Annotated in this window: 13 protein-coding genes and 1 pseudogene; 3 read left to right on the top strand and 11 right to left on the bottom strand. The window is 41.3% G+C overall.

Annotated elements, in window-relative coordinates; translation table 11 throughout:
- Positions 1 to 40: 40 nt before the first annotated feature.
- From G5B06_RS13330 to G5B06_RS13375, 10 genes and pseudogenes are all read right to left on the bottom strand, one after another.
- Positions 41 to 169: pseudogene (locus G5B06_RS13330) on the bottom strand (Maff2 family mobile element protein); the annotation flags it as partial.
- A gap of 127 nt (positions 170 to 296) precedes the next feature.
- A complete protein-coding gene (locus G5B06_RS13335) occupies positions 297 to 2,120 on the bottom strand; it encodes a VirD4-like conjugal transfer protein, CD1115 family (protein ID WP_173690228.1) in 1,824 nt (607 codons plus the stop codon).
- Positions 2,117 to 2,680 (bottom strand): PcfB family protein, encoded by a 564-nt coding sequence (locus G5B06_RS13340; RefSeq protein WP_029471602.1) that lies wholly within the window; start codon positions 2,678 to 2,680, stop codon positions 2,117 to 2,119. The genes G5B06_RS13335 and G5B06_RS13340 overlap by 4 nt, the downstream gene beginning before the upstream one ends.
- Positions 2,681 to 2,959 carry a hypothetical protein gene (locus G5B06_RS13345; RefSeq protein ID WP_055297478.1) on the bottom strand — a complete coding sequence of 93 codons (279 nt, stop codon included), beginning with the start codon at positions 2,957 to 2,959 and terminating at the stop codon, positions 2,681 to 2,683.
- A complete protein-coding gene (locus tag G5B06_RS13350) occupies positions 2,946 to 3,092 on the bottom strand; it encodes a hypothetical protein (protein WP_162290843.1) in 147 nt (48 codons plus the stop codon). Before G5B06_RS13350 ends, G5B06_RS13345 begins: the two co-directional genes overlap by 14 nt.
- Positions 3,093 to 3,160: 68 nt before the next feature.
- A complete protein-coding gene (locus G5B06_RS13355) occupies positions 3,161 to 8,437 on the bottom strand; it encodes a SpaA isopeptide-forming pilin-related protein (RefSeq protein ID WP_173690229.1) in 5,277 nt (1,758 codons plus the stop codon).
- A gap of 470 nt (positions 8,438 to 8,907) precedes the next feature.
- Complete coding sequence (locus G5B06_RS13360; protein WP_173690230.1) at positions 8,908 to 9,525, bottom strand: sigma-70 family RNA polymerase sigma factor; 618 nt, start codon at positions 9,523 to 9,525, stop codon at positions 8,908 to 8,910.
- A 403-nt stretch (positions 9,526 to 9,928) separates the two neighbouring features.
- Entirely contained in the window at positions 9,929 to 10,156 is a 228-nt protein-coding gene (locus G5B06_RS13365) for a hypothetical protein (RefSeq protein WP_005334838.1), read from the bottom strand.
- A gap of 234 nt (positions 10,157 to 10,390) precedes the next feature.
- On the bottom strand, positions 10,391 to 10,807 hold the full coding sequence (locus G5B06_RS13370; protein ID WP_330606727.1) for a hypothetical protein: 417 nt from the start codon (positions 10,805 to 10,807) through the stop codon (positions 10,391 to 10,393).
- A 14-nt stretch (positions 10,808 to 10,821) separates the two neighbouring features.
- Positions 10,822 to 12,144, bottom strand: a complete 1,323-nt coding sequence (locus tag G5B06_RS13375) for a DNA repair protein (RefSeq protein WP_173690232.1) — start codon at positions 12,142 to 12,144, stop codon at positions 10,822 to 10,824.
- A gap of 203 nt (positions 12,145 to 12,347) precedes the next feature.
- Between G5B06_RS13375 and G5B06_RS13380 the strand changes: the two genes are divergently transcribed.
- The 3 genes from G5B06_RS13380 (at position 12,348) to G5B06_RS13390 (ending at position 14,129) form a co-directional block, all read left to right on the top strand.
- Positions 12,348 to 12,806: a helix-turn-helix domain-containing protein gene (locus G5B06_RS13380; protein WP_173690233.1), complete on the top strand. Its 459-nt coding sequence runs from the start codon at positions 12,348 to 12,350 to the stop codon at positions 12,804 to 12,806.
- An 82-nt stretch (positions 12,807 to 12,888) separates the two neighbouring features.
- Positions 12,889 to 13,413, top strand: a complete 525-nt coding sequence (locus G5B06_RS13385; protein WP_330583614.1) for an ImmA/IrrE family metallo-endopeptidase — start codon at positions 12,889 to 12,891, stop codon at positions 13,411 to 13,413.
- A 65-nt stretch (positions 13,414 to 13,478) separates the two neighbouring features.
- Entirely contained in the window at positions 13,479 to 14,129 is a 651-nt protein-coding gene (locus G5B06_RS13390; protein ID WP_173690234.1) for a CpXC domain-containing protein, read from the top strand.
- 149 nt (positions 14,130 to 14,278) lie between these two features.
- On the opposite strand, the gene G5B06_RS13395 is transcribed toward G5B06_RS13390, so the two are convergent.
- The gene (locus G5B06_RS13395; protein ID WP_015563755.1) at positions 14,279 to 14,881 is read right to left on the bottom strand and encodes a Type 1 glutamine amidotransferase-like domain-containing protein; all 603 of its coding nucleotides are present in this window, start codon (positions 14,879 to 14,881) and stop codon (positions 14,279 to 14,281) included.
- Positions 14,882 to 14,926 lie beyond the last annotated feature (45 nt).

The following is a 14,926-nucleotide window of genomic DNA, read 5'->3' on the forward strand; positions in this document are numbered from 1 at the left end:
TACAATTGCCCTTCGACTTTGTGCGTAAGCTTTTCACTTACGAACGTGTCGCACGGTTGTCGTTTCCATAACCTTCCATCAGGTTGATTACGCCCCAGACACCAAGACCGGCACCGATTGCAACGACCAGTGTCTGAAGGATATTGATTGCACTGCTAAAAAAAGCCATAATCATATGTGAACAAACGCTTTTTCTTATGGTCTGTAAGCGTTTGGCTCTACTCCTTTCCCTTTTATTCAGACCTTTTTTGTATCCTTACCTGAAATAGCAGGGTGCTCGAATTTTTTCTTTCATATCAATCCTCACCTTCCTCAGCTTCAATCGCTGATATATCTTCTTGTGATACGGTTACTTCATACATTTCAAATTCTGTATCTTCCGACATCACCAGTCGGTGTTCCAGATATTTTTTGACATCAAACGCATTATTCTTATTGAAATCGGCAAGCTCTTTGTACCGTTTGTGCTTTGTGATGTCATATTTGTTGCTTAAAAACGGCCGGACTCCTCGAAGCTGTAAGATACATTTTTCTCCATCCATGACCGCCAGCTCATCTCTACTCATCAGTTCTTTTCCTGTCTTTTGATAGTTCAGCCCATAGGACCGGTTGCTGCCTCTGGTGTCTGATGTGTTGTAAAGATCAATGGTTTCCTTTCCCAGGGTTTCTGATATTTCTTTCAGTGTGGAACTTTCCTTTCCACCAAGGAAAAGAACAGTGTCACAGTTACCTGTGATCGTCTCTGCAGCATCCTTATAGATGGTTTTCAGCTGAGATTGTGACTGCAGAATGATAGAAGCGGAGATTTCCCTGCTTCGGATCGTAGCAATCAATTTGTCGAATTTTGGAATCTGTCCGATATTGCTGAACTCATCAAGAAGCAGCCGTACATGATAGGGAAGTCTGCCTCCATGCTCATCATCCGCTTTATCACAAAGCAGGTTAAAGAGCTGGGTGTACATAATCGCTACCACAAAGTTGAATGTGTCATCGGTATCACTGATGATGACAAACATAGCTGTTCTCTGATCACCGATCATATCCAGTTCCATTTCGTCATACGACATGATTTCTCTTAGTTCCTGAATATCAAATGGTGCGAGTCTGGCACCACAGGAAATCAAAATCGATTTTGCAGTTTTGCCGGCAGCAAGCTTGTACTTGCGATATTGCCTTACTGCAAAGTGTTCCGGATTTTCTGCTTCCAGTTCTTCAAACAATTCATCCACTGCATTTTTAAATTCTTCATCATCCTCCCTGGTCTCACTGGCATTGATAAATTCCAGCAAAGTAGAAAAGTTCTGTTCTTCCTCTGGTGCCTCATACCAGATGTATCCGATCAGTGCAGAATACAAAAGACGCTCGGCCTTGACCCAGAAATCTTCAGTTGATTTTTCGCCCTCACCCTTGGTATTTGCGATAATGGTATTGACCAGCTTTAAGATGTCTTTTTCACTCCGGATATAATGGAACGGATTGTAATGCATGGACTTTTTAAAGTTGATCGTATTTAATACCTTGATCCGGTATCCTCCATTTACCAGCATCTTCCCGCATTCAACGATGATCGTACCCTTTGGATCAGTGACCACATAGGATACGTGGTCCGTCATCTGCATAAGATTGGGTTTCACATAGAATCTTGTCTTACCGGATCCGGAACCACCGATAACAATCACATTCTTATTTCTGGCATACTTTGGTGCTTTTGGTCGGCTGTTCATGGTCAGACGTTCTGTTTCTGTGAGGATGACATTGTTTTCAAAAACCGGATCCATGAAGGGTTCGATATCTTTTCTGTTTCCCCATCTTGCAGAGCCATACTCCACACCCTGCCGGAACTTCTTTGCATTTTTAGAACGATAGTAGACCACCAACTTTAATACACTTGCAACCAGAACACCTACTGCAAGATCCTGCAAAGCGATACTTGGCAGCCAGCTTAAAAATGCCAGTCGGAAATTGACTAACATCACGCCAAGTCTCTGGACCATGCTTTCTCCCAGACAATGCCGGTACAGCCAGGATCCTTTATCTGCTACATAGAAGATAAAGAAATATGGCAGATTTAAGATTACCAGCCGTTTGATCTGGACCTTCTGTAATTTCTCCCGCATCATCGTTCCTGACCTCTGGATTTTTGTCTCTGCTTCACACGCTGGCGGTGCTTTGCTTTTCTTTCTACAGATTTCTGCAGTTTCTTTCTGACAGATGGTTTCTTCACCTGTTTCTTTTTCAGTTCTACTCCAGCATATTCCCGGAAAGCCGCTGTCATCACATCCACATCTTTAGCCTTAAAGAAGACCAGATATTTTGGTGGATCAGCACCGACTTCTTTTTTCAGGCTGTAATCCATCCCGTACTTTCTTGCCACACGGTCAAAGGATTTGATATTTTCATCTGTGATCTTTATGTTGGAAAGCTGTACTCCCTGTGCATTCAGCTGCTTGATGGTCTGCTTTCCATGTGGCTTTTTCTTTTCAATCTTTTTTCGGGCTTTTTCCCTTCCTTTCTCCTGAGCCCGTCCGGTCTTTTCAGCCATTTTCACCTGCGTTGCTTTCTGTTTCCTCCGGTTGTCCATTTCCAGGAACTTCCGAAGGGCTGCTTTTAGCACACTGGCAGTGATCTTGACTCCCTGGATGCTCAGGCTAATCACTTTCTGATTTACTTCTTCCTGCAATTACCCACGTCCTTTCTTTCCTTTCATTTCAGAATGAAGACGGGCAATACAATATCCGATGCATGGAACATGTTTTCCATACGGACAGCCACCACATGGTGTTGTTTTTACCGCTTTTTTCTTTTCAGGAAGCAGATAATGGCACTGCTTCAAGTTACAGCCTTTCTTTTTGCCTCCCCACCAGTAACAGTACTTACAGGACCATGGCTTTTCTTCGCTGTACTTTCTTCCTTCTATAGCTGCATTTGGTTCTATGATCAGATCTTTATTTGTCTTCATTCTGTTCTTCCTCTTTTCTCATGATTTCTGTCAGTTTTTTCTCTGCCTGACTTCCGGCAGCAATGAGACAATACAAAACTGTAAATATTGCCGCTGCTCCCAGAAGAGCAACAAAAATAATGATATTTCTCATGGTTTCTCCCATCTAAAAAAGCGTCCACAGATTCCTTTCGGTTTCCATGAACGCTCATTCTTATTTGATTAGTGTTTCTTTTTTCTCATAAATGCAAGGGCTCCTGTACCAGTCGCACCAATGCCGAGAAGCATAAACCACAGCCACAGATTGGTGTTATCCCCAGTCTTTGGTGAATCACTGACAGGTTTTCCACCTTCCGGTGTCTTTTCTTCCGGTGTCTTTTCTGCCGGTTTTTCCTCATCTACCATGGTTACATGCTGTACTTCACTAGTATCCTTTACTTCGAATTCCACATCTTTTGCAACCAGATAGCCATCCGGTGCTGTTTCTTCACGGAGAGTGTATTTTCCGATTGGAAGTATTTCGATGTAATGTGCTTTCTCTGTACTGGTCCAGCTTTCGACAACTTTTCCATCCTGATCAAGGATCGTGAGTTTTGCTCCCGGAAGTTCTTTTCCGGCGATATCCTGTTTGGAGATTTTCACCTTCGTCACATCATCCTTCATCTCAACTTTCTGCACATCGGCAGTATCTTTGATGGTGAACTTCACGCTTTCAGCTGTCACATAACCATCGGCCGGTTTTGTTTCAACCAGTGCGTATTCTTTTCCGACAGTCAGCTCACGGATCACATGTGCTTCTTTACCGGAAGTCCATTCATCCACGATATTTCCATCGGCATCTACCACTTTCAGCTTACATCCTGGAAGTTCTTTTCCGGTTGTCAGACTGGATTTGGTAAATTCTACAACGGTTGGCTGATTCTCAAAGGTAAAATCATAGGTTACAGTCGGCTGATTCTCACCTGCATACTCAATGGTAAATTCCTTTCCTTCATCGTTGGTTACGAATCCATCCGGTGCATAGAGTTCTTTTACATAGTAAGTGGCTCCTATTGGAAGATCTGCAACAAATGTGATCTTTCCTTCTTCATCCGTAGATTTCAGTTCAATGATCTCATTGGCTTCGATCAGGACTTTACCAGTTGTCTCAGACTTAATGTCTTCTTTGGCAAATAATCCAAAGATAGCGCCTTCCAATGTACGGTCAGAATCTTTTTCTTTCTTAAGTACACTGACTTCTACTCTCTGGCGGTTGTTCTGCCAGTCTTTGTCATAGACTACAACTGGTGTATTCTGATCCACGTAAGTCAGATCTACATGACGGATCTCACCATCTAGTACATGACCGTAAGCAGTTCCTGTTTCTTTCACATAGTATTTACCAAGTGGAAGATTTTCCAGTTTTGCAATACCGGTTTCATCTGTCTTGATCGTTGCAATCAGTTCATCCTTTTTATAGTAATCGTCACTGACGCCATCGGCAGCCTTAATGTCTTCCTCAGCATAGACTTCAAACGTAACATCTGTCAGTTTTCCGGTTACATAGTTGAAAATGTGTTCCACCACACCTTTGACCTTATCGGCCAGTGTAACAGAATCCAGAAATTCTCCCTTTTTGTTGATGATGAGTTCACCAACCGGTACCTCGTCCTTCATTTCCACTTTCTGAACCTCTCCGGTATCTTTGACTGTGAATGTCACATCATTGGCTACCAGATAACCATGCGGTGCAAACTCTTCATGTAGGGTATAAGTCTCACCCACTTTCAGATATTTGATCACATGCGGTGCATCTTTGGAAGATGTCCAGCTATCTACTACATTTCCATCTTTATCCGTTACTTTCAGATAAGCTCCATCCAGTTCCACACCGGTTGTTGCATCTGATTTTGTGATCTCAACAGTTGTCGGCTGGTTCTTCTTTACGGATTTTAATGTTACTGTCTGTACATCCTGACCCTGATAAGAAGCATCAAATCTCAGTACTTCATCCGAAGATACGAATCCGTCCGGTGCTTTCAGTTCTTTTACATAATAGCTTCCAAGTGGAAGATCCAGTGTACATGCTGCCTGACCTTTTTCATCAGAAGTCATTTCCTGTAAAAGAGTATCTGCTTTGACGATCACTTTTCCATCTTTCGTCTGAATGTCTTTTGCATTGTAAATACCGAACACTGCTCCGGCTACTGTATTGCCTGTCTCAGCATCCTGTTTTTCGACAGTAATCGACACTTTCTGTCGTTCATCTGTGACAGAGATTTCTTTCTCGATCACTGCAGTATCCTGATCCGCATAAGCAAATTCGACATTTTCCGGCACGGTATTTAACACATAAGTGTCCGGTGCATTCTTCTCTTTAACATAGTACCTGCCAAGTGGAAGATTCTTTACGGTTGCATAACCATCTGCATCCGTTGTGACGGTTGCTACCAGTGCATCCTTTGCAAAATACAGAGTTCTCTGTCCATCTGCATCTACCTGATGATCGGCAGTATAAATATCCTCTGCCGCATAGACTTCAAATTCAGCACCTGCAAGTCCAGCCATTTCATACTGGAAGTCCTTATCAAATCCCTTTAACACTTCACCCTGTTTATAGATCTTTAACTGACCTTTGACCGGGGCATTGGTATATTCCACATCAATGACTGCATCTCCTGTGACAGGATCGGTCAGATAAGCAGTATCTGTATCAACTGCAACTGTCACATAGTTTTTGGATATTGTGTACCCATCGGGTGCCGTCACTTCCTCAATCCGGTAGTTACCAGGTTTCAGATTTCTCGGCAGTATCAGGTATCCTTCCTCGTTTGTGAAATAAGATTTGTGTACTGTTGGCTTCGGATAGGATGTTGTCTGTTCCACATATTTCTGGTTATCCAGGTCGTATACCTTGAACTCAGTATTTGCCAGGAGTACAGATTTCTGTGTTTCTGCATCCTTTTTGATGATCTTTAATTTTGCTTTGAATTCTTTATCCAGAAGCACCCGCCATGTCTGCGGTGTATCCGGATGATTCTCTGTGATCTTCACTACAAAATCATCGACCGGTGCATAGTTGTGTTTGCTTGTGGTCTCTCTTACCACATAAGTTCCATATGGAAGCGGAATCGATCTTGCATATCCTTTTTCATCGGTAAACATTTCTGCCTGGCCATCTGCAGTCAGTACAACTGGTCTGGCTGAGTCAAAATCATAACTTCCATCTGCTTTTACTTTCAGATCACTGACAAGCCATGCTGAAAAACCAACTCCCTGTAGAAGATCTGCATCGGTCTTTCCATTGTTTGCGGCTTTAATGATCTGGAACGGCTGCTTAATGACTGTTTCCTTACATACAGAAGTTCTTTCTACTGTCGGAACAGTAGCACCTTCGTAAGTACAGTCCACATCATGTTCTGTCGGATCCAGTACGTATCCCACCGGAGCACTAATCTCTTTCAGATAATACTTTCCAAGATAGAGATCCGATACAGAAGCTTCGCCATTCTTATCCGTTGTCAGGGATGTGATCAGGGTGTCTTTCTTATAGATTGTTCCGGTTCTTCCATCCGGATGAACAATATCCTCCCTTGCATAAAGGCCATATACTGCACCTTCCAGCGTTGCATCACCCTGTGCTGCATTCCCTGTCTCAGCATCCTGTTTTGCAATGTTGATCTTTGCATTTACACGTTTGTCTGTTACATTTTTGGTCGTTGTCTTTCCGATAGCAAGAGTCACATTATAAGACTTTGTATCGATCTGATACCCTGTTGGAACAGAGATTTCTTTCAGATAAACAACTTCCTGTGTTTTCTCCATTGTGAGCTGTGAAGCACCATTCTGATCAGTTGCAGGCATCTCTGCGATCAGCTTTGTATATGCAGCATCGGAATAGATTCCGTACACTGCACCAGCCAGTGCATTTCCTGTATCCTGATCTTTCTTTACAATGGATACTTTGCATTCTTTTGTCCAGGTTACTTTAAAATCCACATATTTCTCATTTCCCACACCTTCACCGAAAACAAGAGCCAGGTCCTGTGTTCCGGATCCTGTTGTGATCTTATAAGCTGAATATTCCTTATCAATACTTCCTTTCATCTTAGAAGAAAAAGTAGCACTGACATTTTCAGCCTGATTAAGTGGTGCTGTCAGATAGAACTTTGTACCACCGGAAATCTCCACATTAGCCCCTGCAGCACTTGTTTTTCCGGTTGTCACATTTACAAGTTTTACACCTTTCGGCAACTTGAAAGTGATCGTCTGCAGTTTATCCGCTTTGAATGTGATCACACTTGTTCGCTGGCTGTTTCCTTCCACATAAGCCTTTACATTAGATTCGGAAAAGCTCATATCTACAGACGGAATGTCCGGCATATTTACACAATAGTTATAAAGTTCCATTGCCAGGTTCTTTCCTGTCGCATTGGTTCCGGATGCCCAGTCACTGGATCCATTTGCATAAGCCGCTGCAAGATGCGTAATGATGAATCTCTTTCCTGCCGGAAAATCCGGATGTTTCTCATCGAAAAAACCATTCTCATCACTTGCTTTTGTTCCGTAATAGCAAACCTTTGCAAGTGTCTTTCCATCGGCAAGCTTCTGGATCGTATAAGTTCCATTTCCCGGTCCTTTTTTCGATGGTTCAACACAGTATGCTGTCGCATTGATGCTTCCCCATTTCACATAATATGGACAAGTCAGATAAGAACCTAATCCATAGTCTGCGTAATAGTACCAGGAGCCGGCTGTAACTGTGACTGATTTTGTTCCTGTTTCACCGGAAGCAAGCATCATTGGCATATCAAAAGTAATACTTTCGCCTGCTTCAAGATCTGCAAGAGCAACTTCCTGGTCAACAGCTTCCTGCATAACCTCTGAGAGTGTGATCCCTGTTTCCGGATCAACGGTCTCCTGATCCTCCGTTGCTTCGATTTCTGCATCAAATTCTTTTTCTGTCAGTTCTGTTTTGCTCTCCGTTTCAGCAGCACCAGTTTCCTCTGTAGACGAGTCAGCCTCAGAATCCTCTGTTTCTGTCTTATCGGAAGAACCAGCATCCTGATCAGAAGAACTTTCTGACTGCGAATCTTTCTGCTGATCCGCTTCTTTTACCACGATCTTTCGATTGATCTGGTAGGTTGGGTGATCCGTTGTCTGTGGTTCTACATAATAGACTGCCTTATAGGAATTGGCATAATCGGTAGAAAAGTCATTCCCATCCGTATCTTTTGCTTCCTGAAATGTAACTTTTACTTTGCTGTCATCCTGGATCGTAAGACCGGTATAATCACTCTTTACATCGAAATTGTCTCCAACCTTGATCTCATAATCCTTTGCAGTTACCACTTCATCTTCATCCAGCTGATCCTTGATCTCCTCATAATACGGAATCTTTTTTACAGATCCTGCATCCTCAGAAGCATAGGCAACAGCGGGAGAGAGTACCGTCGATAGAACCGTTACTGCTGTCAGTAAACCAGACATCACCCTGCGTGCGTTCTTTTTCACGTTCATTCTCTTAAATCCTTCCTTTCTGATTCTTTTGTGTATGGTTATCTGTTAGTTTCTGCATATTATCTTTTATACGAAAATGATCGCCTCCTTTCCTGAAATTTGCGCTATTTGGGACAGTCAGCACAAGCTGAGATAACAGCACAAATATGTGGCGGTACCTGTTTGTCACAAATACCGCCACATGATTTCTACTGTCATCCTCTTTTCAGATTCAGACATTTTATTTTGATTTAAGATTTAAGCGTTTTCCTGTTTTCTTTCCCGGATCCGTTCCTATATCAGTTTCCATCTCTGATACGTTTTCTTCTGACAGACACGCTGCTTTTCGCTCTATGCATGTTCAAACCGAATATCACTCCGGGCAGGCTATTCATTTTTCAAGGTTCAGGAGGAAGCATTTTTAACTCCCTCACATATACAAAAGATGAACGGCCTTTTTACAGGTTCCAAAATGAAATTTTTTTAATTTTTTATTGATTGGCATGTTTTTTCATGATTTCAATCGATCGTTTTATAGTTCCGGCTACTGTCTGCTGACTGATTCCAAGACTTTTCGCAATATCCATCTGATTCATCTGCTCCCAAAAATACAGGTAAATAATCTCTTTTTGTCTTTCTGTTAATGTTTGCAACAGTTCTTTGATCAACTCTTTTTCAATCATATCGTCCAGACAGTTCCTTCTTGGATCGATCAGATATTTCCGGTCTTCCACGACTACAGAATAAGATATAATTCCGTGATAATCGCCGATCTTGATTTGATTGGTTATCATTCGATCAGATGCAACTAATAATGGAAGCACATACCAGTTTTCATTATCAAAGAACTCTCGTTTCACTCTTTTTCTTGTTCCATCGGCATTTTCATATTCATAGCCACTACATTTGTGCAATGGAAATACTGTGGTCTTTGTTCCTTCCTGATAAAGTACATAGCCATTTTCATAGACAGCAATGGATGCATCTGTCTCAAGTACTTCTTTTACAACAATCTCTGCTCCAGATTCTTTTAACGCTTTTGCTGATGGAGTATCTGCCTTCATATCTGCTACTTTTACTACTTTCTTTAATTCTTTTAATGTCAACATATGGACCGCCTTTCTGCCTTTCGGCTACGGGCAGTCCATGAACAAAGCATTAAAAATGAGCATTCCAATGAGCCACGAACTCACCCGTTTTTTTTTGAACGGGAGTCCGTGACTCCAAGATCATTTATTTTTTCCTCCTCACATATACAAAAGATGGGAGGCTAAAATACAGTGTCTAAAACATAAAAAATTTAAAAACATAAAAAAACCCGACAAAACAAATACTTCAACGATCTCCAAAACCAGAAAATACTTCTGATCTTGCAGTGTATCCGTAAATGTTTTGCCGGGCTCTTAGTGATTCCAGTCAGGTTCAGCTCCTTGACAAACTCTTGCTGTCTGGTGCGTTCTTGATGGTTCCTGCCAAATCCAACGCTTACTACAGACAGCTCATTCTATTCTGTTATGATCCCTGATTCATCATCTTTCGGGAATACGTCCGCATCCTGGACTTTAATTGTTCATCACGAATGTGGATCGGACGAACCGACACCATATCATCCTTTACAAATATCTCCAATGTACTGCGACATTTTTTGCACTCCACTTCTGAATCGCTTTGTGCGCTCTTTTCAATAAATGCTCCACATACAGAGCAGTGTACATGCCATTTAATAGCACCTGATCCCATATAGGCTTCCTCCTTTAAGCAATAAGTTATTTCTCCATTTATTACTCAACGGACCAAAGGGAAATCAAATCCGCCTTATGAGCATCATGCCATCCATTCCGTAAGTGCCAAAGCTGCACGAACAGCACGATTTTTATTCTGATCAGATCTGCTTTGTCGATCTGTGCATCCTTTTTTATCCTTCCGCCAGCTACCACACACTCTTTCCGGTATAAAAAATTCCGCTGTGATTCATTAACATGATATTTCAATAGTTTCAAATACATCACCAGTCAGATCACAGATGTCCTGGATCTGAATCTCGGTATCATCAATCCGTAAGAAGACTGATGGATCAAAAAATTCTACGGTTCCAGATAATGTATGGTACTGACCAACGGATGGATTCTTCCATGACTTTTGAAAATAAGTTGCCTGTATCTTCATTCCATATGTCAGTATCCTTAATTTCATATCCAGCTCATTTTTCTTTTCCTCAGATAAATCTCTTTTCGGTTCGTAAATGATTTCCTGTTGCCGGATCGTTTCATCCAGTCCACGAAGTGCCGCAAATGGAGCAAACTGTTTTGCCCTGCGTCCTACATCCATGGGATGTCTCCTGGAAACCGGTCTTGGTAAATATAAATACGGTTGATATGCACTTGCCAGCACTTTTTGCACCTCCTCTAAGCACGGTGACCGCCAATCTGTTCATTGCGTTCTCGATACGTAGAACACTCTAGCAGGTTAGATCCACGCATGATTGCATTCTTTCCATAACGTTGCTTTACATTCAATACTGCTTCCTGTAAATGCCGTTCTTTATCGGTCTGTTTGGGATCATCAAACAGGCTGTACTGCACATAACTTTCAGGAGCAACCCTGTTCGCACACACCTCGATTCTTCGGATTCCGGTATATCTGTCCGCAATCCTGAGATATAAATCTTCCACTGCATCTATGATCTTTTTGGAACTGTTACTTTCTCTTTCGAGTTTTACAGTTCCTTTGGATGCCTCATGCTCATACCTGTGGTCATAGGCGATCCATAAAGCGAGAGAGTTTGTTACCAGTCCTTTTTCAAACAGATCCAGGACCAGGTTGTCTGTCATTTCCCTTACGATCACAAGTGCTTCGTCAAAAGAATAATTTCGCATCAGCACCTGGCCATTCGATAGGCTGTGTTCCTCAGAATGATAGTTCTTGATATCACTCATCCGGCATGTTTCATAACCCCATGCATGATCGATCAACAGCTCTGCATCAATCCCAAACATCTTATACAGCCAGTCCTCGGATCTTAAAGAAACCATTGCGATATCTCCCATTGTATGAATCCCGTAACCAGTCAGTTTCTTTTCTGTCCGGGATCCAATCCTCCAGAAATCACTTAATGGTTTATGATCCCATAGCTGCTCTCTGTAAGAGAATTCATCCAGGATTCCGATATGGTCATCCACATGCTTTGCTACGATATCCATTGCGATCTTAGCAAGATACAGATTGGTTCCCACACCTGCAGTTGCAGTGATGCCAGTTTCCTCCATGACCGCCTGCATAAGCTTTACCGCCATTTCTTTTGCAGTGAGATGATAAAGCTGTAGATAATTGGTTATGTCAATAAAACATTCATCGACACTGTACACATGGATATCTTCTTTTGATACATACCGCAGATAGATTCCATAAATCTTTGCGGAATAATCCATGTACAGCTGCATCCTCGGCATAGCTGTAATGTACTTCACACAATCCGGTATCTCATGGATCCGGCACCGGTTCTTGATTCCAAGAGCCTTCATAGCCGGAGTGATTGCCAAACAGATTGTAGACTTTGATCTGGTCGGATCTGCAACCACCAGGTTTGCTTTAAATGGATCCAGCCCACGTTCTACGCATTCCACAGAAGCATAAAAGGACTTTAGATCAATACAGATAATAGAAGTCTGATCCTGACTCACATTGTCACCTCCCATACGTCTTTCCTCTTTTTGTAACATGTATCCCATTTTGACTGTGCATCCTTCCTGTTTTCTTTAAAATATAGGAAATTCATTCCACATATTCATTGACAAAAGAGGAAATATTGTGTATCTTATAGGAAAGATATTTCCCTTATCTGTGATTCACATTATAGGAGAGATATTTCCCTTTGTCAAGATTAATTTTTGATTTTTAGGAGACACATTTCCCATTTTGCCTTGAGGCGGTAATGAGATTTATAAGACAAGGCTTAGAAAGAGGTATGTTTATGACATTCGGTGAAAAAGTAAGATCATTAAGAAAAGAAAAAAAGATGAGTCAGCAGGAACTGGCCAGTATGGTTGGTGTTTCATATAGGACCATTCGATCCTGGGAAGTAGAAGGACGTTTTCCAAAACAAAATGTTCTGTATCAGAAACTGGCAGATGCATTACAGTGTGACGTTTCTTATCTCATGAGTGAGAATGAAGCTTTTATCACAGAAGCATCCGAACAGTTTGGTAACCGTGGTGCCAGACAGGCTCAGCAGATTCTGGAACAGGCTGCAGCTATGTTTGCCGGTGGATCACTGACAGACGAAGATAAAATAGCTTTTATGGATGAGATCCAGAGCCTTTATCTGGATTCCAAAAGACGTGCAAAGAAATTTACACCGAAAAAATATCTGAAAAACCAAGAGGAAAAATAATAGAAGGCGGGATTATTGTACACCTAATCTGTTACCTTATAGTTACAAGGATATTTCTGCCCTTTTATTTTTTACTTTTGAGGTGATTTATTTGAGAAACACTTACATATATACAGAAACAAAGAAATTAATCAAGAAATATGGAACCCGAGATCCATTTGAGATCATGGATCAGATGAACATTGTTGTCGGGGAAACTTCCAGATATAAGGCACTGAAAGGATATTGTTTTATGAGCTGCAAGACGATCTATGTCATGATCAGCAGTTTCCTTTCAGAAGAAGAAAAGATGATCGTCGCCGCCCATGAATTAGGGCATATCATCCTGCATCGTTCCCAGCTGAAAATGGCTCCGATGCAAGATGATACACTCTACAATATGACGGATAATACAGAATACCAGGCCAATCTGTTTGCTGCAGATCTACTGATTGAAGATGAAGACATTGAAGAGATGGTTCAGAACGAAGACCTGGATTATTTCGTACTCTGCAGTTCATTGAATGCGACCCCGGAACTAATGAGCTTTAAATTATACAGCCTGACAAAACGAGGCCAGGCTTATCATATGCCGATGGAGATTCAGAGTAATTTCCTGGCAAAATAATAAAGGATAAGCGTATTCTACAATAAGAAAACTATAGACTTATCTCACTGAAAGGGGGATTATTTATGTCAAAACATCATATCGAAAAGGTCACCTGCCCTTCCTGCCATCATGAGGGAGATTTTGAAGTCTGGGACAGCATTAATACTGTACTGGATCCTGAAATGAAAGAGAAGGTACTTAATCAGTCTATTTTCCTTTATACCTGCCCGAACTGTGGAGAGACCTTTCGTTTAAACTATCCTATACTCTATCACCAGATGGAAGATCTTGTCATGATTTATCTGGTTCCTGAATCAGAAGTAAAGAAGACATATGAAATATTTTATGAAAAAAATGCTTTGGCTGATTATCGTACTGAAAAGTACTTAAACCGGATTGTGACATCAGCAAATCAGCTCGTTGAAAAGATCCAGATCTTTGATGCAGGTAAAGATGACAGGGTAATGGAACTTGTTAAATTACTTGCGACAGATTCTATTCTCAAAAATGATCCTGATATAGAATTTGATGAACTGCGCTTTGCTGTCGACGACGACGGAACAAATATTCTTGTAATCATTAATAAGGGTGAAATCACTGCTGCAGTTAATATCGACAATATGTATGAATTTGCTTCTTCACACTGCAGTGATTTCAAAGATCTCCGCGATGATGAGGATATTGTTATCAACAGGGAATGGATCCTTAACAAACTTTCTGAAGAAGAAAATTAATAATATATTTGGTGGCTACACCCCCAAGCCCCTGTGGAATCAACAACACCGGTACTGGATATCAAAATCCCGCACCGGTGTTATTGATTGTAATAATCTTACTTTGATATAATCATAAACTGTCAGTTCTGCAAACTAGAATTTTCAAATTAGTCTTTGCAAATAACCTTTGAACCTTCACCATCAATTACAATTCCCTGACGGTTGTTAATTGGGCATAGATTCAAATCCGAAAACTCAGTCATTATTTTCTCGGTAACTTTCTTAAATGGTGCTGTAAGATAATGCGGAAGAACATAGAAATCAATCAAATCAAGCCCTGCATCATCTTCTTGTGAGTAGTCCTCCGGCTTTTCATCCATTTGCTCGATATATTGGATGCTTGGAGCGCATATAATCGCACCTGCCGATTCGCCAATCATCAGTTTTCCCTTTGCCAATTCTTTCTTCAACAGCTCATCCGTTCCCGTTTTACGGAGCTGGTCTATAAGGAAAAAAGAATTTCCGCCGGTAAAATATATCACATCCGCATCTTCAAAAACAGACTGTATCGTTGAATAAGCCTCCGTTGAAATATCAATTTCAGTTACGATTGCTCCCAACTTTTTGAATAATTTTCGAGCCGAGCCGACATAACCGGTGTAGCCTTCACGCAGCGAAGCTGTTGGAATAAATGCGACTTTTTTATTTTCAATTTCTTCCTTTATCAGACTTCCTACACTTGAAAAGTGCGAACATAAAAACAGTTTCATCAATATTCTCCTTTATATATAAATTACGATTTGCACTTCAAATCG

This window comes from Blautia luti, assembly GCF_013304735.1.
GTDB lineage: Bacteria > Bacillota > Clostridia > Lachnospirales > Lachnospiraceae > Blautia_A.

What these genes read in the sequence shown, in the direction of transcription:
- G5B06_RS13345 (WP_055297478.1), bottom strand. Translation starts at nt 2,959, where the DNA reads ATGAAGACAAATAAAGATCTGATCATAGAACCAAATGCAGCTATAGAA.
- G5B06_RS13380 (WP_173690233.1), top strand. Translation starts at nt 12,348, where the DNA reads ATGAGATTTATAAGACAAGGCTTAGAAAGAGGTATGTTTATGACATTC.
- G5B06_RS13335 (WP_173690228.1), bottom strand. Translation starts at nt 2,120, where the DNA reads ATGATGCGGGAGAAATTACAGAAGGTCCAGATCAAACGGCTGGTAATC.
- G5B06_RS13360 (WP_173690230.1), bottom strand. Translation starts at nt 9,525, where the DNA reads ATGTTGACATTAAAAGAATTAAAGAAAGTAGTAAAAGTAGCAGATATG.
- G5B06_RS13395 (WP_015563755.1), bottom strand. Translation starts at nt 14,881, where the DNA reads ATGAAACTGTTTTTATGTTCGCACTTTTCAAGTGTAGGAAGTCTGATA.
- G5B06_RS13390 (WP_173690234.1), top strand. Translation starts at nt 13,479, where the DNA reads ATGTCAAAACATCATATCGAAAAGGTCACCTGCCCTTCCTGCCATCAT.
- G5B06_RS13365 (WP_005334838.1), bottom strand. Translation starts at nt 10,156, where the DNA reads ATGGGATCAGGTGCTATTAAATGGCATGTACACTGCTCTGTATGTGGA.
- G5B06_RS13350 (WP_162290843.1), bottom strand. Translation starts at nt 3,092, where the DNA reads ATGAGAAATATCATTATTTTTGTTGCTCTTCTGGGAGCAGCGGCAATA.
- G5B06_RS13375 (WP_173690232.1), bottom strand. Translation starts at nt 12,144, where the DNA reads ATGGGATACATGTTACAAAAAGAGGAAAGACGTATGGGAGGTGACAAT.
- G5B06_RS13355 (WP_173690229.1), bottom strand. Translation starts at nt 8,437, where the DNA reads ATGAACGTGAAAAAGAACGCACGCAGGGTGATGTCTGGTTTACTGACA.